Below are 26,910 nucleotides of genomic sequence, written 5' to 3'. Positions count from 1 at the left end.
AAATGCCATAATATGAATAAAGACGAGATTTTGATGGCTTATAAGAACGGGCAGTTTTCTACAGTTGAGGCGGCCGCTAAATTGCGGAAGTTGAAACAGGTGACGCATGATATGCCTCTTTCAGAAGGACAGCAGGGGTTATGGGCATTACAAAAAATAACCCCCGCATTAAGTGCCTATAATGTTCCTCTGTGCCTGCGTATCGGAACCTCACTGGATTTGCCTGCTTTGCAGCAAGCGTTTAATTTTTTGTTTATTCAACATCCTGTTCTGGCTACTTTGTTCAAAGAAGTAGACGGAAAGGTTTATCAGGTAACAGATACCGGGATAATACCGGAATTTCATCATAAAAGTGTTGCAGGCTGGAAAAAGGAGGATGTGGTTGTTTTTCTGAAAGAGCAGGCGAAACAACCTTTCTCGCTGGACAAAGGACCACTGGCACGGATGCATGTTGTATCCCTGGCAGGGAATGAACATTTTGTGATGATAACAGTTCATCATATTGTTTTTGATGGAGGTTCTATTTATCCGTTGCTGAAGACATTTATCGATGCTTATTTACAGTTGCTGTCGGGCAAGCGCCTCAAGCCCGTACCTGCTGTGGCAGACTTTATGAACTATGTGGCGTTGGAACAAACCATGTTATCCCATGATGCCGGAAGAAAGCAGCTGGTTTATTGGGAGGAGCAGCTGGGGGGAGAGCTGCCTAAGCTGGAATTGCCAGCGGATATACCCCGTGCCGTTTCGAATAACATGCATACCGAAAGCATCAGGATCACACTGCCTGCATCGCTCGCCAATAAGATCAGGACATTTGCAGTACAACAACAGCTGAACTTATCAGTTGTATTTCTGGGCATTTTTAAAGCACTATTGTATAGATATACCGGTGAGCCGGATATTATTGTAGGAATGCCTGTAACCGTGAGGCCGGAAGAGCGTTTTGATGCAATGGTAGGCTTATTCGTGAATATGGTCGCGGTGAGAAGCCGGCAGATGGACAGACTTACTTTTACGTCGTTTCTGAAACAATTGCAATTAACCCTGGCTGAAGGTGTGGATAATGCAGCTTATCCCTTTGCTTTATTGTTTAAACAGTTGAACGTATCCCGTGCAGATGCGGGAGCACCGATTTTCCAGGTAGCTTACGCCTATCAAAATGTTTTTGCCGCAGATGGGATACCAGCCCTTTTGGCAAATTATGATCATGTGCTTCCCCTGGAATGGGTGGAGGCAATTCATCAGGAGGCAGGATATGAGGTAGAGCTGGAGGTGTTTGAGCTGAAAGAGGGATTCGCCCTGCAACTGAAATACAATGCCAATGTATGGAGTTTTGACGCCATTTCTCAAATGATGGATCATTATCTGATGCTGGCGGAAGGAATTGTTGCTGATCCTGCATTAAAGTTACATGAGTATCCTTTATTATCTGCGGAGGCGGAAAGCAGCGTTAATGATTTGCTCCGGTCACCTGTGGCGCATCATCAGGATGATCGCTGTTTTCATGAAATGGTGACGGCGATCGCGGCTGCCAGGCCCGAAGCAATTGCTTTGCTGTACAAGGATTACAGTATTTCTTATAAAGAGTTGGAGGAACGGGCTAATCAGCTGGCTGCCTACCTGATAAGGCGAGGATTGAAACAGGAACAGCCGGTAGGTGTTTATCTGGACCGTTCGCCTGCAGCAGTCATTAGCTTTCTGGCTATTATTAAGGCAGGAGGTGTTTATCTACCATTGGATAGCGCTCATCCTTCAGATCGCCTGGAATTCATGATGAAGGATGCTGGTATGAAATTCCTGATTAGTGAAAGTGCTTTACAGGAACGGCTTCCGGATATTGGAGCAAGCCTTGTTTTGTTGGACCGCGATAACACGCTTATCCTGGAAGAGAAAAACTCGGCGCCACCATTGAAGATACCACTTACCGCACTTGCCTATATTATTTACACTTCGGGTTCTACCGGGATGCCGAAAGGAGTGATGGTGGAACATAAAGGACTGCCTAATCTGATCCGTGTACAAAATAATTTGTTCGGGGTAGGCAATAACAGTGCTGTTTTACAATTTGCTTCCCTGTGTTTTGACGCAGCGGTATGGGAAATTTGTATGGCGCTGGGACTGGGTTCCACGCTGGTGCTGGCAGATAAGGAGTCGCTTGTGCCCGGAGAAAAACTATTTGAAACGCTCACCCGTTATAAGGTGACGCATGTGACCCTGCCACCGAGTGTACTGGCGGTACTGCCCCAAAGGGAATTGCCGGCGCTTACAACTATTGTCGTAGCTGGCGAAGCTTGTCCCGATAAGCTGGTAAAGGAGTGGTCGACAGGCCGGAGGTTCTATAACGCATACGGACCTACCGAGTATACGGTATGTGCGTCTGTTTCTGCGGCTTTGGACGGAACCTGCAAACCGGATATTGGGAAGCCTGTTGACAATACACGTTTTTATATTCTTGACGCATATGGAAATTCACAGCCGGTGGGTATTCCGGGGGAATTATGTATCGGAGGCCGGGGACTCGCAAGAGGGTATATTAACAGACCTGAACTGCATAAGGAAAAATTTATCGCTGCCGGCGGGAACAATAAAATCAGTGAAAATATTTATAAGACCGGCGACATTGTCAGGCTATTGCATAATGGTAATGTTGAGTTTTTAGGAAGAATTGATACACAGGTAAAGGTACGGGGATTCAGGATCGAGCTGGAGGAAATAGAAAGCCATATCTGTACTTATTCAGGTATTCAAAACAGTGTAGTCGTGGTCAATAATCAGCAGGGGAATAACCAGCTGATAGCTTATTATACAGCGGACCCGGTTGCGGAAGTCAGTGATAATATAGCACAGGAATTACGGACGCATTTGTTGGCCGGACTGCCTGAATATATGGTGCCTCATGTATTTATAAAATTAACCTCCATTCCTTTAACTGTTAACGGAAAAATTGACAGAAAGGCTTTAGCCGGCAGAAAATTAAAAGTAAATAAACCGGCTACACAACCGGCGCCGCAATCGGGCCTGGAGAAGAAGATATTGGCCATATGGCAGGATATCCTGAAAACGACGCAGATAGGCATGGAAGACGGTTTCTTTGAGGCCGGCGGAGATTCTATTTCAGCTGTAATATTAGCCGAAAGAATCAGTAAGGAACTACATTGCGAGTTTACGCCAACTACGCTATTCAGGTATAGTAATATCCGCGAAATCAGCCAACATCTTTCAGCGCATAACCCTCTGGCCGATCGGGAGATAGAAAGAGGGGAGCAGGAAAAACCGGCGGAGTTTTCAGCACAACAGCAAAATGAGGCGCTCCCTGATTATTATAAAGATAGTGTTGCTATTATCGGAATGTCGTGCAGCTTTCCCGGAGCTGATAATAAAATAACATTTTGGGAAAACCTATGTGCGGGAAATGAAAGTCTTCGGTTCTTATCGGCTGAAGAATTGTCGGCACTTGGCATTGATCATAAAACTATCCATCACCCTGATCTGGTGGCGGTTCAGTCTCCAATAACGAATAAAGCCGGGTTTGATCCTGCGTTTTTTAATATTTCACCTAAGGATGCAGCATTGATGGACCCGCAGTTGAGGCATCTTTTGCTGCATTCATGGAGTGCTGTAGAAGATGCTGGATACCATATAAAGGAAGTAACAGATACCGGCGTATTTATGTCTGGCAGCAATAATATGTACCAGGGATTATTACCGGCAACAACTACCGGGCCTGCCAGGATAATGGAGGACTCAGATGAATATGTTTCGCTGCTGTTGGCGCAAGGTGGTACTATTCCTACAATGATTTCCTATAAGCTTGGATTAAAAGGTCCCAGTTTATTTGTACATGCCAACTGTTCCTCTTCCCTGGTGGCATTGCATACTGCTTATCAGCATTTGAGAAACGGGGAGATAAAACATGCATTAGTAGGCGGCGCCACTATTTTTGCCACTGACATGGCCGGATATATACATCAGCATGGCTTGAATTTTTCAAGTGATGGTCATTGTAAAACATTTGATGCCGCTGCAGATGGAATGGTTGCCGGAGAAGGAGCCGCCGTTGTTTTCCTGAAAAGGGCGGTGGACGCTGTAAATGATGGAGATCACATATATTCTTTACTCCGGGGAATAGCCCTTAACAATGATGGTGCTGATAAAGTTGGGTTTTATGCGCCCAGCGTGAAGGGACAGGCAGCTGTCATTAAAAACGTTTTAGAAACTACTAAAATTGATCCTGCATCCATTATCTACGTGGAAGCGCATGGTACCGGCACTAAATTGGGTGATCCTATCGAGCTGGCGGCATTGAGCGAAGTATATGAAACCTATACAGATAAAAAACAGTTCTGTGGTATTGGATCTGTAAAAACGAACATAGGACACCTTGATACAGCAGCGGGACTTGCGGGTTTCATAAAGCTGGCATTGGGATTACAGCATCGTTATATTCCTCCCACCATTAATTTCACTAATGCTAATAGGGACATTGATTTTGTTAACTCTCCGTTCTATGTAGCGGATAAAGCTATAAAACCGGCGCAAAGGGGTATTCCGGAAAGAGCTGCATTAAGTGCATTCGGTCTGGGAGGAACCAATGCCCATGCTATTCTGGAAGCATTTACGCCACTATCCGGCAGTCTGGATAGGGGGCAAGGTAATGACCGTACTTATATTATTCCGCTGTCTGCCAGAAACAAAGAAAGATTATTGGCATATGCCTCATTGATTTACTGGTTTGTTGCCAAAAAATGTAACAACGATCAGCTTGATCCTGTACTGTTAAGGGATGGTATACAAGCCATGGTAGCGCAGGCTACAGGAGTGGACAATAGCAGTATCGGCGCGGATCAGGACCTGAGTGAACTGGGCATGGATGCTTTTCGTATTTCCCGCCTGCTTCATGACATTAATGACAGATGGGGCGTAATGTTGGCTGTTAAAGACGTAACACAGTTTTTTACAATCGGCGATCTTGTTGCAGATGTAATGGGTCAGCGTTGTGCTGATGAAGTAGCTGTGGGCAGAAAAGAGGAATTCAGTTTGCCGGATTTTGCGTATACACTGCAAGTGGGAAGAGTGGTGATGGATTATCGCGTCGCTTTTTTAGTGGAAGAAGCTTCCGATCTGTTGACGCAACTCAGGCAGTTTGTGGCAGGGAATGAAACGGCTCCGCGTTGGTTTACGGGAGAGGGCAAGTCAGCTGCGGGCTCCGGGCAGTTAATCAAAAATGAGGAAGATGCCAGGGAACTGATGGAGAAATGGATAGAAAGGAAAAAGTTTGATAGGATCGCTGAATTATGGGCTGGAGGCTTTGCTGTTGAATGGGACCTGTTATACAAAGTATCCAGGCCCGGGAGAATGAGCCTGCCTACTTATCCCTTTATTATGGACCCTTATTGGGTGCCGGTAATGTCTGTCACGGTAAAAGATAATAATACAAACTACGGCAGGGAAGTGCTTCATCCCTTGTTGCATAAAAATACATCAGATATTGCTGGCCTGCGGTTCAGCAGTTATTTTAATCGTGAGAGTGGCCATGAGGAAGGTATGACAGCCGGTGTGGCCGTTTTAACAGAGATGGCCGTAAGTGCTGTGGCACAGGCCACTGGTATAGATTGGTCGCAGACCGGCATACAGCTAAAAGACATGGCTGTTACCCCTTGCGGGTTGACGGAAAAAACACAGTTGGATATCCGTTTGTATCCGTTAGCTGGAGGAGAATTGGCTTACGAGATATATGGTGTCACCGCAGCTACTACTGAACAGGAGTTGTGTATGAGCGGTGTGGCCGCAACGTTTGCCACTGTTGAGCGGCGTGCGGAAGTCCTGTCGCTGCCAGCTCAGGAACCGCTTAACAAACAGGAGTGTTATGAAAAGCTGGCGGCGTTGGGCAGGAAGGACAGTGCCGGACAGGGACTGGATTGGGTTATAACAACAGCCATGCAAGCATTTGCGGGTATTCATGCTCCGGAGGGAATATTATCTGGTCCGTGGATGCTGCATTCTGCTGTATTGGAAAGTTGCGTAGAGGCGTGTTTGTTATGGCAAGAAGCAGCTACAGATAACGCCGCTTTGGCCACTGTGGTATCCGTATCGGCCGTAGAGATATTTGATAAGATGGGCAGCCGTATGATAGCGCGGATAGCCAATAATACAGGCAATAGTTTTGATATAGACCTGTTTACGGAGGAAAAAGTACTGAGCGCACGGATAATGGGTGTGTGTCTTCAGGCAGCGACGAAAAAAGCAGTTAATACTGCTACACACGAAGTGCTCACTTTTGAAGAAAACTGGGAGCCGGCGATATTAAAAACAGTAGCCGGAGGCAAAACTATCAGGAGGTTGTTATGTTTCCTTAACGGGGAGGCGGAGCAGGCAGCTTTTGAACAGGCCTTATCCGGTCAGGTTAGTGGCGCCGCTGTGGAGTTTGTGTCCGCGGGGAATAGCTATTGTCAGCAGAGTGCCCATCATTACAGTATGCCGGCAGATGATAGGGGAAGTTACACTCAATTACTGGAAAACATTTATAGCACACAGGGAGATATAGATGGGGTGATATATATGTGGGAGGCGGCATCAGATTTGGCGTCCATCGTTTATCTCATCCAGGCGCTGAAGGGCAGGGATGTGCGTTTGGTATTAGGTGCGAGCCTGGCAGGAGACCTGGCAGCTGTCCATGCTTGCTCATTGATAGGTTTTGAGCGGTCGCTGGGATTTGTAATGCCAGGCCTGCGTTTGTCTGTATTGTATGAGGCAGATCGGTTGCCGGTAGGTGTAACGGTGCAGCATATATTACAGGAATGGGAACAAACAGGCAGCGTTTTATATCGCGGCGGTACCCGTTACATAAAAAAAATAAGCCCCTCCTCTTTATTATCCGGCCAGCCGGTATTTAGGACGGGTGGCGTGTATCTGATTACGGGCGGTTTTGGTGGCCTGGGTCTTTTACTGGCAGGTTACTTATCTGAAAAGTATAAGGCCCGTTTGATCCTCACTGGACGTTCAGCCCTGGATGCACGGAAACATGCTGTCATAAAGGAGCTGGAATCATCAGGCAGCCGCGTAATATATATTGTTGGGGATGTGTGCGATCGTGAAGCCATGAAGGCAGGCCTAAAGGCCTCCTGCGAAGTATTGGGGCCGTTAAACGGGGTGTTGCATGCTGCTGGTATTGAAGGCGGTGGTAGTATTGCGGATAAGGATTTCCGTTCTTTTATGGAGGTGGTTCATCCAAAGATCAGGGGTACTGTGGTATTGGATGAATTGTTGGAGCAGGAAGTCCTTGACTTTGTATGTTATTTTTCGTCATCGTCAGCTATCCTGGGAGATTTTGGTACCTGTGACTATGCGGTGGGCAACCGTTTCCAGATGGAATATGCGGCATACCGTAACAGCCTGGTGGCCGCCGGCAAACGGCATGGACAAACCGTTGCTATCAATTGGCCGGCATGGAGAGATGGAGGTATGGGAGCAAATGACAAATCAGCTGCCGAGATGTACCTCAAATCAAGCGGACAAAATTTTCTGGAGATCAGCGAAGGATTGCAGCTGCTGGAGCGGATCTTGTCATCCGGTAAAGAACAGGTACTGGTAATAAATGGTAATCCGGACCGGGTACATCGTTTTCTGGGCCTGGAAGAGGCTTCGGAAGATATATTAACAGAAGAGGTAACAGTGGTTGCTGCGGGCAAAGGGCGCAGGCCGGAGATGAAAGGACTCTCAGTAACGGCCTGTGTAACACTGGACCTGCGTGAGCAAATAGGTGATATACTAAAATTATCTCCCCAAAAAATCGACCCGGAAGAGAACCTGGTGGATATGGGATATGATTCTATCAGCCTGACTAAACTGGCTACATCACTCAGTAAGCATTATGAGCTGGAGATAACACCCGCCCTGTTTTTTGGATATGCAACGTTGAATAGACTGTGTGATTATTTCATGAAAGAGCACACAGAACAAATGACGTTATTTTATCGCGGGGAGGTGATAAATACTCAACAAAGGCTGGCTGAAACAAAACGACAACCTTTTCCGCCATCCCCGGCGCCTGTCAACCGGCAAGGCTGGCCGGTACATTCACCGGGTACAGGTCCGGAGCCCATTGCTATCATCGGTATCAGCGGCCGTTTTCCGGATGCCCGTAACGTAGATGAGATGTGGGATATTTTATCCGGTGGTAAAACCGCCGTGGGAAAAATACCTGCCGACAGATTCGACTGGCAGTCATTTGGGGGAGATGCTGTTAATAATACCGAAGAAATCAATGCTATATGGTGCGGTAATATACCTGGTGTAAAAGAGTTTGATCCTTTATTTTTTGAGATATCGCCACGGGAGGCAGAAACGATGGACCCCCGTCAGCGTTTGTTATTGCAGGAATCCTGGAAAGCGCTGGAAGATGCCGGTTATGGCGCCACACAGCTGAAGGCCGGGAAAGTAGGTGTGTTTGTAGGCGTGGAGCAAGGCGATTATCAGCTGATAACTGGTGGAGATGCTTTAATAACGTCCAATCACGATGCAATACTGGCAGCCCGGATATCGTATTTTTTGAACCTGGATGGCCCTGTGGTGGCTATCAATACGGCTTGTTCATCCGGATTGGTGGCGGCGCACCAGGCGTGTCAGAGCCTGAGAAGTACGGAGTGCGATACGGCTATTGCTGCCGGCGTAAGCCTTATTCTTACGCCGATGTCGCATGTTGGTATGAGCAAGGCTGGTATGTTATCTGAGGATGGCAAATGTTTTGTGTTTGATAAACGGGCAAACGGTATCGTGCCTGGTGAGGCCGTGGTGGCGGTGGTGCTGAAGCGTCTTTCCCGTGCGCTGGAAGATGGCGATCCGGTGTATGGCGTTATCAGGGGCAGTGGTATCAATTATGATGGTAAAACCAATGGTATTACGGCTCCCAGCGGAATAGCGCAAGCCAGTCTGCTGAAAGAAATTTATGACAGGAATAAAATAAACCCTGAAGAAATAACATATGTGGTGACACACGGAACGGGAACCAAACTGGGAGACCCCGTGGAAGTGAACGCATTGAATGACGCGTTTAAGAAATATACCGACCAACAATCTTACTGTGCACTTACTTCTGCCAAAACAAATTTTGGACATACTTTGGCCGCTTCGGGCCTGGTAAGCCTTGTCAACCTGGTACAGGCAATGCGTCATAACACCATTCCGGCGAGCCTGCATTTTGAACAGAAGAACGACTACATACAGTGGACATCCAGTCCATTTTACGTTAACCAGCAGAACCAGACATGGTTACCACGGGCGGGTAAGCCGCTCATGGGCGCAGTCAGCGCTTTTGGTATGAGTGGCACCAATGCGCATATGGTAGTTCAGGCGCAGGAAGGTGCTGTGCGGCAGCAGCCACAGAATTTACCGTATTATCTTCTGCCGTTATCCGCAAAAACAGCTGCATGCCTTGAAGAAAAAATCAGCGATATGGTTGTTTTCCTGGAAAGTGGCAAAGCGGATCCGGTAACCATGAATGAGCTGAGTTATACGTTGCAGCAGGGGCGACAGCATTTCAACCACCGTTGCGTTATTGTGGTCGCTAACCGGCAGGAAGCTATCGATACCTGGAAGTTGTTGTTGCAACAGGGAAGCGCGGCCAATATTTTTAAAGGAGCTACCGGATGGGAGACAACAAAAGATGACAGGTTGCAACAACAGGTAGCTGCGCTGCTGGCGCAAAGTGAACTGGAACGTACTGTTCCCGCAGCTTACCGCAACAGTGTCTATATATTATCTGATCTATACTGTAAGGGATATGATATAAACTGGACCGGATTGTATGGCGCCAATACCCCGGCACGTGTCCATCTGCCTACTTATCCATTCTCAAGAGAAAACTATTGGGTAACGGCGGATGAAAATAAGCTAACAGAAACAAACGTAATCCATCCATTATTGCATCAAAATACTTCCGATCTGTCGCAACTGCGGTTTACAACTGATTTCAGCGCCATGGAGACATGGTTGAAATATGATGGTGCTACAGTCGCTGATCAGTTTTTCCCGGGATTGGCTTACCTGGAAATGGCGCGGGCTGCGGCAACAAATGGGGCTGTCATGGCTGCGGATAACAACAGGAATGGCATACAGCTGTCACAGGTGGAATGGGCCTGGCCGCTATCAATGAAGGCTTTGCCGATGCGGTTACACACTGCCCTGTTCGAAGAACCTGATGGTATCATGGGATTCGAAGTTTACCAAACGAATGAAAAAGATCCGGAAGATCCGGTAGTGTTTTGCCAGGGGTATGCATCTTCCTTTAAATCTGCTGGAGCTCCTGTTATTCCGCTCCGGGAAATAAAAGAGGAGTGGGAACGGAAATCAGCAGATAAGCTGTTGATTGATCTTTCACAACGGGGTATTTCCGGAACGGCACGACATCCCTTTATTGTGGACCCTGTTTTAATACATAGAGTACTGCAATCCGCAGCTATATCGATAAAGGGCATCGATAACAAAATCGGCGATCTCTTGCCGGTTTCATTACAGTCACTTGAAATATTTGAGGCAAATAAAAAACCTATGTGGGCTTTACTTCAATTTAAAGAACAGCATACAACGCTGCATCTTAATATCTCTTTGTGTGATGAAGAGGGAGGCGTAAGTCTTCGTATGAATGGTCTGATAGCCCAGTTGCAATAATCCGGGTAATTACGAATTGTTTATTAATCAAATGAAGATTTAGGATGAAAAGGCAAGAAATTTCAGATTACACGGGGAGCTTATTATTGCTTCAATCATATTGGAAGACTATTGAAAATGCTGATGATATCGCTGCTGCCCATGATAAACAGCTGATATTGTTTTGTGAAGGGGAAGAGTTATGCTGCAGTGCTGTCGAAGCGGAACTGGAAGGGGCTGAATGCCGGACACTGAGATCGACCGCATTACAAATGGCCTCGCAGTATGAAGACTATGTCATCACTGTTTTTAATGAAGTCAGGCAGATCCTGCAGGAGAAATCGAACAGCAAGGTATTGTTGCAGATAGTACTGCGCAACGATGCAACGACGGCGGTTGTATCAGGATTGTCTGGGTTGTTAAAGACGGCGCAGCTGGAAAATCCACGTTTGAAAGGGCAGGTAATAACGGTGGCCTCAGCGGATGTGCCGGTCGTAATAGCAACAAAGATCCGGCAAGCGATGTCTCTGGAAGCAAATGAAATCCGTTTTGAAGGAAACAGGCCACAGGTGCTTTCATGGGATAACCTGGTGGTTAATGATAAAAGGACGATTCCCTGGAAAAAAGGAGGTGTATACCTTATTACAGGCGGAATGGGAGGACTGGGGCTCATTGTAGCAAAAGAAATCCTGGAAGCAGGTACAAATGCAAAGGTCGTACTCACGGGGCGTTCACACCCTGATGCAGATAAACAACAGCAGTTGTCGGCGCTGGAGTTGCTTGGTGAGGTAGTGTATATACAGTCAGATATAACCAGCCGTACAGATACTGAGTTGTTAATAGAGAAGATCAGCAAAATATATGGGGGATTAACCGGTATTCTGCATGTGGCAGGCGTGAACCGTGATAATTTCATTATTAAAAAATCAGTAGCGGAATTTCAGGAGGTAATGTCTGCCAAGGTGAGGGGGCTTGTTCATTTGGACGAAGCCACGGCTGCAATGCCGCTCGATTTTATTGTGTTGTTCTCCTCTATTTCCGGATTGTTAGGCAATATAGGGCAGGCAGACTATGCTACTGCCAATGCTTTTATGGACAGGTATGCGGTTTACCGCAACCATCTTGTGCGGGAAGGGATCAGGAAAGGCAGAACAATAACCGTTAACTGGCCTTTATGGGAACAGGGTGGGATGCAGATGGACCCGCATAGTATTCAATTTCTACAGGAAACTACCGGTATTATACCATTAAAAAATGCCACTGGTATCGAGGCATTATACCGTGTGCTGACGGCTGCCTCCGAACAGGTAATGGTATTGGAAGGAGATGTAATTGCTATACGCAAACAATTTATTTCAACAATTATGAAATCTCATATTGGCCAGGTGGAAATACCTGGTGAAACAATAGATCAGGCATTGCTCCGGGAAAAAACATTAAGTCAGCTGACCGCGCTTTTTGCCGAAGTCGGAAAACTGGACCAGGACATTATTGACGCGCGCGCTCCGCTGGAACATTATGGAATAGATTCACTCATGATTAACCAGTTGAATAAGAAACTGGCCACCATATTCAGTGAATTATCGAAGACATTGTTTTTTGAATATAATAGCCTGCAGTTATTGTCGGAATACCTGGTAACGGCATATTCCCATCAATGTATCATCTGGACGGGATTGAATAACAAAAACGATCGTGTTCAGCCAGCTCCGGCCAATGATCAGCGGGAAGAGAAAAACTTTTCCGTGCTGACATCTTTTGCTAAGAAAAAGGCAAAAAACGTTGTTCGTGAAAAAGAACAACTGAAGGAACAAATTGCGATTATAGGTTTAAGTGGGCGTTATCCGGGAGCTGCGGATATGAAAGCTTACTGGGAAAATTTAAAATCTGGTAAAGATTGTATTACTGAAATACCAAAGGATCGTTGGTCGCTGGATGGTTTTTTTAATGAAAACAAACAGGATGCCGCCCTTACTAATATGAGCTACAGCAAATGGGGCGGGTTTTTGGAAGGGTACGCCGATTTTGATCCGTTGTTTTTTAATATATCGCCTAAAGAGGCTATGAATATTGATCCGCAGGAAAGATTGTTTATTCAGTCGTGTTGGAACGTATTGGAAGATGCCGGTTATACCAGGGAACAACTGGAAACCATGTACCAGTCAAATGTTGGTGTATTTGCGGGTGTTACCAAAACAGGGTACGATTTGTATGGGCCTGACCAATGGAGGGCGGGAAATATTGTATTTCCGCATACCTCTTTCGGGTCTGTTGCAAATCGTGTTTCTTACCTTTTGGGTTTTAAAGGGCCGAGTATGCCGGTTGATACCATGTGTTCTTCTTCCCTTACCGCTATTCATGAAGCTTGCCGGCATATTCTTGACAATGAATGTGAAATAGCTATAGCTGGCGCCGTTAATCTTTATCTGCATCCCGCCTGTTATGTAGCATTGTGCTCCCAGCAAATGCTATCGGTAGATGGTAAATGCAAAAGTTTTGGTAACAACGGCAATGGTTTTGTTCCAGGAGAAGGTGTAGGAGCGGTGTTGTTAAAGCGGTTGTCGAAGGCAGAGGCAGATGGTGATCATATTTATGGTATTATCAAGGGCTCTGCCATCAATCATGGTGGGAAAACAAATGGTTATACGGTGCCTAGCCCGGTAGCGCAGGGGCAGCTTATTCGTTCGGCCATAGAGCGGGCAGGTATTAATGCCAGAACAATTAGTTATATAGAAGCACATGGCACGGGAACCGCACTGGGCGATCCCATTGAAGTAACAGGCCTTGAGCAGGCTTTCAGAAAAGATACCGGCGAAAATCAGTTTTGTATGCTGGGGGCGGCAAAGTCCAATATAGGCCATCTGGAAGCGGCTGCCGGCATAGCGGGATTGTCAAAGGTACTATTGCAAATGAAAGCAAAACAGATTGCTCCCAGTTTGCATGCCGCTGTATTAAACCCGGATATTAATTTTTCAAAAACACCGTTTGTCGTTGCGCAGGAATTGACAAGCTGGGAACGGCCAGTGATAGAAATAGACGGCATTACCAGGGAGTATCCAAGGATAGCGGGGATTTCATCTTTTGGCGCGGGAGGTTCTAATGCCCATGTCATTATCGAGGAATATATTGATACCACAGATGCTTCCACTTTTCAAATTAATAACCGGCAGGCCGGCGTATTTATTCTGTCCGCTAAAAACGAACAGCGCCTGAAAGAAAGGGCTGCACAGCTATTGACGCTGTTGAAGGATAACAGGGAATATGATACCCGGCTGTCAGAGATAGCATATACCCTGCAGGTGGGAAGAGATGCGATGGATGAACGTTTGGGCATTATAGCCGTTTCCGCGGAAGACCTGGTTCAAAAGCTAAGTGGTTATCTGTCCGGCGCCAAAGGGTTGGCGGACGTATTTACGGGCCAGGTAAAACGTGGGAAGGCATCATTTAACGGCTATGCGGGCGATGAGGATATGGCGGCCACTATTAGTGCATGGGTGGCTAAAATGAAGTATGATAAGCTGCTGGACCTTTGGGTGAAGGGCTTTGTTTTTGACTGGACACGGTTATACGATGGCGCCCTGCCCCGCCGTATCAGCCTGCCTGCTTATCCTTTCTCCCGTGAACGTTACTGGATACCAGCTAACAATACGTTGCCTGTAACAGGCACACAAAGTACTCTTCATCCGCTTGTTCACCGTAATACCTCTACGTTATCTGAACAACGTTTCAGCTCGTTTTTTACGGGGAATGAATTTTTCCTGGCAGACCATCTTGTGCAGGGCCATCGTATGCTGCCTGGTGTTGCCTACCTTGAAATGGCCCGGGAGGCTGTTGTACAGGCACTTGGAGCGGAAGATGCCGTTGGTGTACGGTTGAGAAATGTAGTATGGTCACGTCCGGTGATGGCAGGTCCTGGCGGAAAAGAAGTGCATATCAGCGTTTTCGAAGAAGATAATGGGCAGATAGGCTATGAAATACATAGTGAAGATGAGGCAGGAGAACCGGTGATACATAGCCAGGGAACAGTGGTGGCGGGATTGCCGGAGACGCCTCCGGTACTGGATATTGAAGGTTTGCGTATTGCCTGTGATCAAGGGTTGTTGTCCTCTGCTGTTTGTTATGAATCATTCCGGCAGGTAGGCCTTAATTATGGTCCCGGGCACCAGACGATAAAAGAGATATATGTCGGCGATCAGATGGTGCTGGCAAAACTAAGATCAACAGGTACGGCTCCCTACACGTTGCATCCGGGTATGCTGGATGGAGCGTTACAGTCTTCCATCGGTCTGATCATGGAAGGTACCGCTATTCCCGCCAAACCGATGTTGCCTTTTGCTTTGCAGGAAGTAGCAGTATATGGTCCGTGCAGTTCGGATATGTGGGCCCTGATTCGCTATAGTGAAGGTAGCGGAGCAGCTGATAAAATACAGAAACTGGACATCACGGTTTGTGATGAAACGGGTAAAGTATGCGTAGCATTAAAAGGTTATTCCTCCCGGGTGTTTGATAGAGAAGGGGTTCAGGCGGCTGCGGCTGCGGGGCCGGGCAGGTTGTTGCTGGTGCCCGAATGGAAAGCGGCGGTAGCTCCGGCAGCAGATACGTCGGTAGCTCTGGCAGCAGATACGGCAGCGGCATTACATCAGGTGATCGTTTGCCATACAGCAGACAATGATTTTACGGATCTCTCCTCGTATTTACCGGGTGTTGCCTGTAGTTTATTATCCATTCCATCAGCAGGTGCGGCGGAAGGATTTACGGGTATGGCAATAACGGTGTTTACGCATATACAAAAATTATTAAAGACAACATCAACAAAAGATCCAATACTGGTACAGCTGGCAGTATGCGGAGAAGGAGCAGCTGCTTTGTTCCAGGCCTTGTCTGGCTTGCTGAAGACGGCCCGGCAGGAGTATCCGTTGCTGAAGGAGCAATTGATAGCTGTACCAACTGCTGTCCCGGTGGCAACACTGGCAGCGCAGCTGAAAGAAAGCATGTATTTACCTGCTCATGATATCCGCTTCATCAGCAATCAGGCGGAAGTAATGTCATGGAAGGAATTATCCGCGCGGGATAATGCTATGGCTCCGTGGAAGGAAGGAGGAGTATACCTGATCACCGGAGGAATGGGCGGAGTAGGATTACTTTTTGCGAAAGAAATACTGAGTGTTTGTAAAGATGTAAAAATAGTGCTGAACGGGCGTTCTGTCCTGGGCAGGGAAAAGCAGCAGGAATTGGAGTCGCTGCAGTCCCAGGGAACGGTAACGTATATACCGGCAGATATCAGTGATCGCGCAGCATGTGAGCAGCTAATGGACAACATCCGGTCTTTGTACGGAGGGCTGACGGGCATCCTGCATGGTGCGGGGGTATTGCGCGACAGTTTTATTATTAAAAAAACGGCAGCGGAGTTATCGGAAGTGTTGTCTGCGAAAGTTAGTGGTCTGGTGAACCTGGATGTCTGCAGCCGGGCAATGGAGCTGGACCTTTTTGTGTTGTTTTCTTCTGTATCGGGTGTACTGGGCAATGCGGGGCAGGCGGATTATGCGATGGGTAATGCTTTCATGGACCGTTATGCTGTGTACCGCAATGAATTGGCGGGCAAAGGCATCTGCAGCGGCCGTATGGTTTCAGTTAACTGGCCGTTATGGAAAGAAGGCGGGATGCAGCTGTCAGCAGCAACGATACAGTTGCAGACAGAAACAACGGGTATGCAGCCTTTGCAAACAAGCACGGGTATACGCACATTATATGAAATACTGGCGGGGGATCATGATCAGGTAGTCGTGTTGGAAGGCAATATCCGGAAGATAAAAGAAAAAGTAATGCCTGTTTTTCTAGGTACAACTTCACCTAAAAAGCAGCCTGTTCCTGTTGTCACTGAAGCGTTGATTAAAGCTGGTTTGCAGCAGGAAGTGAAAAAGATATTGATACAATTGGTATCTGTGTTGTTAAAAGTGGATGAAGAAAATATTGAAGGCAACGCAGAATTGAGTGAGTATGGTTTTGATTCCATTAGTTTTACCCAACTGGCGAATAGGCTTAACCATGAATATGACCTGGGTATTACACCAGCTGTATTTTTTGAATATTCTACACTGGACGAGCTGTCCGCTTATCTGGAGAAAGAACATACTACTGTTTTTGCTGCAAAATTAGTTGTGCAGGATGAGCGGGTGGATATTGTTGATGAAGTAGCGGCGACTAAGGAACCTACCAGTTTTCAAACAGGAAAACGCAAACAGTATTTTGTTTCCCGGCACCCCGAGCCTCCTGCAAGAAAGGAAGGGCCGGAGCCATTGGCTATCATCGGTATTAGTGGCAGGTTTCCTATGGCAGATAATGTACAGGAACTGTGGGAGAATCTTTATAAAGGAAAAGATTGTATCGGAGAAATTCCATTAGGCAGGTGGGATTGGAAGGAATATTATGGGAATCCATTAAATGAATCAAATAAAACAAATATCAAATGGGGTGGATTTATTGAAGGAATGGAGGAATTTGACCCGCTCTTTTTTGGTATCTCTCCCAGGGAAGCAGAATTTATGGACCCCCAGCAACGATTGCTGATGATGTATGTATGGAAGGCCATAGAAGATGCCGGTTATGCCGCTCAAAGCTTATCAGGGTCTAAAACCGGTATTTTTGTCGCTACTGCATGCAGTGGTTATAATACCATGATTTCGCAGGCCAATATTCCCATTGAAGGATATTCTTCTACAGGTATGGCGCCTTCCGTAGGGCCTAACAGGATGAGTTACTTTCTAAATTTTCACGGCCCCAGCGAACCGATAGAAACCGCCTGCTCCAGCTCTTTGATAGCTATTCACAGGGCGATGGAGGCTATTAACGCAGGCTCCTGCGATATGGCGGTAGTAGGTGGTATCAATACCATTCTTACACCCGAGGCGCATATAAGTTTTAACAAGGCGGGCATGTTGTGTGAAGATGGAAGATGTAAAACTTTTTCCAGTAAGGCAAATGGATATGTAAGAAGTGAGGCTGTCGGGATGATCTTCTTAAAAAGACTTAGTGCCGCAGAGAAAGACAATGACCATATTTATGGAATCATTAGAAGTACCGCTGAAAACCACGGGGGAAGAGCTAATTCACTTACCGCTCCTAATCCTAAAGCACAAATGGAATTGCTGAAAGCGGTGTATACAAAGGCGGGCATCTCTCCGGACACCGTTAGTTATATAGAAGCGCACGGTACCGGCACTGAGCTGGGAGACCCTATTGAAATAAATGCATTGAAGGGCGCATTTAAAGAACTGTACCAGGCCGCGGGAATTAATGACAAAGCAGTTCCGCATTGTGGTCTGGGGTCTATTAAAACGAATATAGGGCATACAGAACTGGCTGCGGGCATTTCCGGCGTAATGAAAGTGATATTGCAACTACAGCATAAAACACTGGTTAAAACGCTTCATTGCGATACTATTAACCCTTTTATACAACTCCAGGATACTCCTTTTTATGTAGTGCAGGAAAACCGTGTATGGAACAGACTGGTAGATGCTCGTGGAAAAGAAATTCCCCGTCGTGCAGGCGTGAGTTCTTTTGGTTTTGGAGGTTCTAATGCGCATGTAGTAATTGAAGAATATATTGGCGCCACAGACACTTCTACTTTTCAAATTAATAACCGGCAGGCCGGCGTATTTATTCTGTCCGCTAAAAACGAACAGCGCCTGAAAGAAAGGGCTGCACAGCTATTGGCACTGTTGAAGGATAACAGGGAGTATGATACCCGGTTGTCAGAGATAGCATATACCCTGCAGGTGGGAAGAGATGCGATGGATGAACGTTTGGGTATTATAGCCGTTTCCGCGGAAGACCTGGTTCAAAAGCTAAGTGGTTATCTGTCCGGCGCCAAAGGGTTGGCGGACGTATTTACGGGCCAGGTAAAACGTGGGAAGGCATCATTTAACGACTATGCGGGCGATGAGGATATGGCGGCCACTATTAGTGCATGGGTGGCTAAAATGAAGTATGATAAGCTGCTGGACCTTTGGGTGAAAGGCTTTGTTTTTGACTGGACACGGTTATATGATGGCGCCCTGCCCCGCCGTATCAACCTGCCAGCTTATCCTTTCTCCCGTGAACGTTACTGGATACCAGCTAACAATACGTTGCCTGTAACAGGCACACAAAGTACTCTTCATCCGCTTGTTCACCGTAATACCTCTACGTTATCTGAACAACGTTTCAGCTCGTTTTTTACGGGGAATGAATTTTTCCTGGCAGACCATCTTGTGCAGGGCCATCGTATGCTGCCAGGCGTGGCCTACCTTGAAATGGCCCGGGAGGCTGTTGTACAGGCACTTGGAGCGGAAGATGCCGTTGGAGTACGGCTGGAAAATGTAGTATGGTTACGCCCAGTGATGGCAGGTCCTGGCGGAAAAGAAGTGCATATCAGCGTTTTCGAAGAAGATAATGGGCAGATAGGCTATGAAATACATAGTGAAGATGAGGCAGGAGAACCGGTGATACATAGCCAGGGAACAGTGGTGGCGGGATTGCCGGAGACGCCTCCGGTACTGGATATTGAAGGTTTGCGTATTGCCTGTGATCAAGGGTTGTTGTCCTCTGCTGTTTGTTATGAATCATTCCGGCAGGTAGGCCTTAATTATGGTCCCGGGCACCAGACGATAAAAGAGATATATGTCGGCGATCAGATGGTGCTGGCAAAACTAAGATCAACAGGTACGGCTCCCTACACGTTGCATCCGGGTATGCTGGATGGAGCGTTACAGTCTTCCATCGGTCTGATCATGGAAGGTACCGCTATTCCCGCCAAACCGATGTTGCCTTTTGCTTTGCAGGAAGTAGCAGTATATGGTCCGTGCAGTTCGGATATGTGGGCCCTGATTCGCTATAGTGAAGGTAGCGGAGCAGCTGATAAAATACAGAAACTGGACATCACGGTTTGTGATGAAACGGGTAAAGTATGCGTAGCATTAAAAGGTTATTCCTCCCGGGTGTTTGATAGAGAAGGGGTTCAGGCGGCTGCGGGGCCGGGCAGGTTGTTGCTGGTGCCCGAATGGAAGGCGGCAGTAGCTCCGGTGGCAGATACGGCGGTAGCTCCGGCAGCAGATACGGCGGTAGCTCCGGCAGCAGATACGTCGGTAGCTCCGGTGGCAGATACGTCGGTAGCTCCGGCAGCAGATACGGCAGCGGCATTACATCAGGTGATCGTTTGCCATACAGCAGACAATGATTTTACGGATCTCTCCTCGTATTTACCGGGTGTTGCCTGTACTTTATTATCGATTCCATCAGCAGGTGCGGCGGAAGGATTTACGGGTATGGCAACAACGGTGTTTACGCAAATACAAAAATTATTAAAGACAACATCAACAAAAGATCCAATACTGGTACAGCTGGCAGTATGCGGAGAAGGAGCAACTGCTTTGTTCCAGGCCTTGTCTGGCTTGCTGAAGACGGCCCGGCAGGAGTATCCGTTGCTGAAGGAGCAATTGATAGCTGTACCAACTGCTGTCCCGGTGGCAACGCTGGCAGCTCAGCTGAAAGAAAGCATGTATTTACCTGCTCATGATATCCGCTTCATCAGCAATCAGGCGGAAGTAATGTCATGGAAGGAATTATCCGCGCGGGATAATGCTATGGCTCCGTGGAAGGAAGGAGGAGTATACCTGATCACCGGAGGAATGGGCGGAGTAGGATTACTTTTTGCGAAAGAAATACTGAGTGTTTGTAAAGATGTAAAAATAGTGCTGAACGGGCGTTCTGTCCTGGGCAGGGAAAAGCAGCAGGAATTGGAGTCGCTGCAGTCCCAGGGAACGGTAACGTATATACCGGCAGATATCAGTGATCGCGCAGCATGTGAGCAGCTAATGAACACCATCCGGTCTTTGTACGGAGGGCTGACGGGCATCCTGCATGGTGCGGGGGTATTGCGCGACAGTTTTATTATTAAAAAAACGGCAGCGGAGTTATCGGAAGTGTTGTCTGCGAAAGTTAGTGGTCTGGTGAACCTGGATGTCTGCAGCCGGGCAATGAAGCTGGACCTTTTTGTGTTGTTTTCTTCTGTATCGGGTGTACTGGGCAATGCGGGGCAGGCGGATTATGCGATGGGTAATGCTTTCATGGACCGTTATGCTGTTTACCGCAATGAATTGGCGGGCAAAGGCATCTGCAGCGGCCGTACGGTTTCAGTTAACTGGCCGTTATGGAAAGAAGGCGGGATGCAGCTGTCAGCAGCAACGATACAGTTGCAGACAGAAAAAACGGGTATGCAGCCTTTGCAAACAAGCACGGGTATACGCACATTATATGAAATACTGGCGGGGGATCATGATCAGGTAGTCGTGTTGGAGGGGGATGTCACCAGGATAATGTCAACGTTTACGCGTGCCATGATTGTTGCTGTGGCACCAGGGCAGTCGCTTCCTGATAACGTTTCCACAGAAAAAAGACAACAAAAAATACTATCATTTTTGGTGAATGAGGTGGCAGAACTATTGAAGGTGCCCATCACTGAGATTGATACGGACGCGGAATTTTTGGAGTATGGATTAGAACGTGTGTTAATAGGTACCGTTGTCGATCAATTACAGGCGGTATTGCATATTGAAGTATCAGCTAAAACTTTCTTTGAATACAGGTCCATCCGGGAGGCTGCTATAAGCCTTTCAAATATGCAGCAGGAAAAAATACAGCCCCGTGAGACTACAAATGTGCAACAGGAAAAAATACCGCTCCATGAGACTACAGTGCCTCTTACAACGGCAAAACCGGATACTGAAAAAGCGATTCTTTATTTTAAGAAATTATTGTCTGCGATATTGAAACTGTCTGTCCACGAAATGGATGAGCATGCGCCCATGGAGAAGTATGGAATTGATTCTTTCATGGTGTTGAAACTCACGGGAGAGCTGGAGAAGGTGTTTGGCCCTTTGTCGAGAACGTTGTTTTTTGAATATCAGACAATAGAAGCGATAGCGGGATATTTTAAAGAACAATATCCGGATCAGTTACAAGGCTTAACAGGGGCGAAAGAAAGACCAGTTGCGATTGTTGCTAACGAAGAAATGAATGTTGCCACCGCGCCGGAAGTAATAAAACGGAAGCAGCGTCGTTTAGGTGCTCCCGTTAATTATACTGCGAAGGAGAAGGAAACAGAAGAGACGGATATTGCTATCGTGGGACTGGCAGGCAGATATCCCCAGGCAGTTGATATAGTAGCCTTCTGGAACAACCTGAAAACAGGAAAGGATTGTATTACGGAGATACCCAAAGACAGATGGGACCACAGTCTATATTATGATGCGGATAAAAATAAACCTGGAAAAACGTATAGCAAATGGGGTGGTTTTATAGAGGGGGTAGATCAGTTTGATCCTTTATTTTTCAATATTTCCCCCCGTGAAGCAGAAATAATGGACCCTCAGGAACGTATTTTCCTGGAGTGCGTGATGGCCACGCTGGAGGATGCAGGCTATACCCGTGAAACGCTGGCGGCGAACCGGAACAATGGCCTGGAAGGCAATGTCGGCGTTTTTGTGGGCGTGATGTATGAAGAGTACCAGTTATACGGGGCACAGGAAACAATTCAGGGCAGGCCGCTGGCCATCCCTGGTAATCCATCCTCGGTTGCTAACCGGGTATCTTACTATTGTAATTTTCATGGTCCCAGCCTGGCTGTTGATACCATGTGTTCTTCTTCACTGACAGCCATTCACCTGGCTTGCCAGAGTATTATCAGGGGAGATTGTGAGGCGGCGGTAGCAGGCGGTGTGAATGTTTCAGTTCACCCCAATAAATACCTGATGCTGGGTCAGGGAAGATTTGTTTCCAGTATTGGCCGTTGCGAAAGTTTTGGGGAAGGAGGAGATGGTTATGTGCCAGGGGAGGGCGTAGGAGCGGTGTTGTTAAAACCATTGTCTAAAGCTATTGCCGACGGAGATCATATCTACGGTGTTATCAAAGGCAGTGCTGTTAATCATGGCGGTAAAACCAATGGTTATTCTGTGCCCAATCCGGGAGCACAATCTGGCGTGATCAGCCATGCATTCAAAAAGTCAGGTGTTGATCCCCGCAGTATCAGCTATATAGAAGCTCATGGTACCGGCACCTTCCTGGGTGATCCGATAGAGATAGCCGGATTAAATAAAGCATTCCGGGAGTTTACGTCAGATAAGCAATTTTGCGCCATCGGCTCAGCAAAATCCAATATTGGGCATTGTGAGAGCGCTGCGGGTATAGCGGGGCTGACAAAAATCCTGCTCCAGCTAAAACACCGGCAACTGGTACCGTCTTTACATTCGGCTGTATTGAACGTTAACATCGATTTTGGCAATAGTCCTTTTGTGGTGCAGCAAGAGCTGTCCCCGTGGGAGCGGCCCTTATTGGAGAAGAACGGCCGTATGGAGGAATGCCCGCTGCGTGCAGGAATCTCTTCTTTTGGCGCCGGAGGCTCAAATGCACATCTGGTGATAGAAGAATACCGGGTTACGCCATCTTCACCGGCATCCACAGCCGGCCCATATATGCTGGTCTTGTCAGCCCGTACGGGAGAACGTTTAAAAGCCTATGCGGAGCGGTTATTACATTACTTCACCTCTCCGTCAGGGGAGTCGCTGCAGGATATCGCCTATACGCTGCAAACAGGCCGTGAGGATATGGAAGAGCGTATGGGTATGTTGGTGCACACCCGTGAAGAAGCCACGGATAAATTACAACGATATATAGCCGGGGAAGAAGATATAGAAGATCTCTATACGGGCCAGTTGAAGAAAGATAAAGAGAGTTTATGGTTGTTGACTGATGAAGATTTTCACCAGGGTGTAGTCAGCTGGATCCGGAAAGGGAAGTACGGCAAGTTACTGGAGCTGTGGACGAAAGGATATCATCTGGACTGGCATCTTTTATATCCATCCGGAATGGCGAAGAAGGTGAGTCTTCCTACATATCCCTTTGCACGGGAACGTTACTGGTTCAGTAAGAAAGGAACTACGGTAGCTGCCCCTGTTATTGCTGCTACCGGGGAGCCGCGTTTTTTAACGAAAAGCTGGCAACCCTTGTCTGTCCGTTCTCAGCGCGCGAGAAAAGGGCGTATACAGATCCTGGTAACCGCCGCCACCCGTTCATTAGGCGCAGCGGTGGCCGCTCAGCTGGTAAACAGCGACGTTATCGGCATAGAAGATATTGGCCGCTGGGATGCAACTAGTGAGGGACTGATTGACCTTACCGGCTGCGAAGCGCAGGAAATGCGAGGGCTGCACTGGTTACCTGTTATCCAGCAATATATAGAAGAAAAATCCCGGGAGGGTATCCGTTTACTGGGCGTGACGTTTGACCTGGAGCGTTATGGAAACAAAAAAGTTCAGGTATCGGGAGCATTGCATGGGGGTTTGTACCGCATGCTGGGCGCGGAATACCGGCAGGTAAGTTCCTGCCACCTGGACGTGTTGTCTGAAGTGCCGGTGTCAGTAGTTGCGGAGCAGATAGCGGCAGCGTATCTGTTTGCCGGAGGCCATACTGAAATCAGTGTCCGGGAGGGCCAATATTATACAAGTGTTTTAACGGAACAAACACTGAAAAGCAAAGCGGAGAAGAGCATTGTTTTCGGAGAAAATGAGGTGTTATGGATCACAGGAGGTACCAGGGGGATAGGTTATTTGTGTGCGGAACATTTTGTACGGCACTATGGTGTGCGCCGGTTGGTACTAAGTGGTCGTGAAGTGCTGCCAGCACGTGAGGAGTGGGCCCGTGTGATTGCGGCAAACGGAGCACAGGCGTCGAAGCTAAAAGGTATACAACACCTGGAGTCGCTGGGAGCTACGGTCGAAATTCTTACTGTAGACATCACGGACGCTGCGGCAGTATCTGCGCAGGTGATGGCTGTTAAAAGCCGCCATGGCCGGATCGGTGGCGTAATCCATGCGGCTGGTATCATAGACGCGGAAACGCCTGCATTTATAAGGAAAACCCAGGCTGGAATAAACGCGGTCTTGTCTGCTAAAGTAAAAGGCCTGGAGGTATTATATGGATGTTTGCGGGAGGAGCCGTTACAGTTCTTTGTGATGTATTCTTCCGTCTCATCACAGATACCGGTATTAGGTGCCGGTCAAAGTGACTACACGATGGGCAATGCTTATATGGATTACTTCGCGCAGGGCCATCAGGAAGGTTTCCCTGTGTTAAGTATTCAATGGCCCAGCTGGAAAGAGACAGGGATGGGAGAGATAAAGAATAACGTATATGCACAGACGGGATTACTGAGTCTGAGTAATGATGCTGGTTTGTCATTGCTGGATGATATCCTGGCTGACGGTAGTCATCCTGTGATTATGCCGGCGATTGTGAATGTATCGCAATGGTCACCTGGTAGTTTGCTGGAAGTAGCTACTGTAAAACCACAGATCCGGGAAGCCGCAGCCACGGCGGTAGCGGTAAAAAATACAACCGTTGTTAAAACGGACCAGATTACGCCAACAATAGATTGGCTAACAGAATTATTTACCCGCGAGTTAAAAATAGAGAAGAGCCGTTTTGAAATAAGCCGGTCGTTCCCCGACTACGGAGTAGACTCCGTGTTGTTATCCCAAATTCTCGGACAAATAAATAAACAATTAGGCGAACAACTGGACCCTTCTGTATTAATGGAATACAGCAGTGTAGAGGAGTTGTCACGTTGGCTGGAAAAGAAATATTCAGCCTCCCTGTCAGCGTTGTTAACAACACCAGAACCGGTAGCAATGGAGCAGTTAGCGGAAGCGCCGGTAGAATCCTTGCCTGCTGCTGTCTCTGTTGCTTCAATGCAGCCATTGCAGGAGTTAGCGGAAGCGCCGGTAGTATCCTTGCCTGCTGCTGTCTCTGTTGCCTCAGTGCAGCCGTTGCAGGAAGAAGCGATTGCAGTAGTCGGTTTATCCTGCCGTTTTCCGGGAGCTGATAACCTTGCCGCTTACTGGCGTTTGTTGTCTGAAGGACGGTCTGCAATTTCAGGAGTGCCCTATGAACGCTGGGGATATAAGAGTGATCATGTGGCAGGGTTAATAGATAAGATGGGCTACTTCGATGGGGCCTATTTTATGATATCTCCTGAAGATGCAAGGGCGATGGACCCACAGGCTTTGTTGTTGCTGGAAGAGAGTTTGTTTGCATGGCATCATGCGGGTTATACCTTGGCAGACATCAAAGGAAAACCAATTGGGGTATACATCGGAGGCCGTAGCCAACACCGTCCGTCTGACGAGCTTTTACAGGAAGCCAAAAACCCGATCATGGCGGTAGGCCCCAATTATTTAGCAACTAATATCTCCCGCTTTTTTGATTTACGGGGTCCTGCCCTGGTGGTGGATACTGCGTGTTCATCAGCCCTGGTAGGCATGAACCTGGCGGTGCAGGCATTGCAGAGCGGAGAAATAGAAGCGGCGTTAGTAGGAGGAGTAGGATTGCTGGATACGGATAACGCCCACCGGATATTTGCTCAGCGCAATCTGTTAAGCAGCGATGGGCATTTCCACATCTTTGACCAGCGTGCCGGTGGCGTAGTACTGGGAGAAGGTGCCGGTACGGTTATCCTCAAACGGGTAAGTCAGGCAGTGAAAGATGGCGATGAAATTTATGCTGTCATCAAAGGTATTGCGATCAATAATGATGGGAGAACGGCAGGTCCTGCTACACCCAATATGCAGGCACAGAAAGAAGTAATGAGTCGCGCATTGTTGCGTAGTGGCATCGCTGCCAGCGACATCAGTTATATAGAGGCCAATGGTTCCGGTTCGGAAGTGACTGACCTGCTGGAACTGAAGGCCATATCCGCCGTATATGGAGGCACTGCTGCCTGTGGCCTGGGCTCAATAAAACCCAACATAGGCCATCCGTTATGTGCGGAAGGAATAGCCGGTTTTATCAAGGTGGTGCTGATGCTGATGCATCAACAGCAGGCGCCCTTTTTATCCGGTCAGCAGGGATTAGCACATTATGATCTGTCAGCTACTCCATTTTACTTTAACCGGGAACTTCAGGATTGGAAAGGAAATATTGCAGCATTGAATTGTTTCGCAGATGGAGGTACCAATGCACATGTCATTATAGCTGCCGCAGATGAGCAACTGTTGACAGGACATGCCAAACGCCGCACGCCATTGCCTGTTCCCATACTTCGCCGCTATAATATGAGATCCGGTTTGCAGGGAAATCAACCTGCCATTTCCGGACATAATCACAGTGGGTTACATCATAAAAACAACACTGCAGGAAAGAAAAATAAATTCTGGAAACAAATAATCTAACAGGTAT

Annotated in this window: 2 protein-coding genes; both read left to right on the top strand. The window is 47.5% G+C overall.

The genetic code is table 11. The annotated features are described in order from the left end of the window. Positions 1-12 precede the first annotated feature (12 nt). Positions 13-10,665: a non-ribosomal peptide synthetase gene (locus tag SIO70_RS25815; protein WP_320575654.1), complete on the top strand. Its 10,653-nt coding sequence runs from the start codon at positions 13-15 to the stop codon at positions 10,663-10,665. Between the two features lie 44 nt (positions 10,666-10,709). Continuing rightward, positions 10,710-26,903, top strand: a complete 16,194-nt coding sequence (locus tag SIO70_RS25810) for an SDR family NAD(P)-dependent oxidoreductase (RefSeq protein WP_320575652.1) — start codon at positions 10,710-10,712, stop codon at positions 26,901-26,903. Positions 26,904-26,910 lie beyond the last annotated feature (7 nt).

Origin of the sequence: Chitinophaga sancti, from assembly GCF_034087045.1 — a bacterium.
Classification (GTDB): Bacteria; Bacteroidota; Bacteroidia; order Chitinophagales; family Chitinophagaceae; genus Chitinophaga; species Chitinophaga sancti_B.
This window is presented reverse-complemented; position numbering and strand designations above follow the sequence as displayed.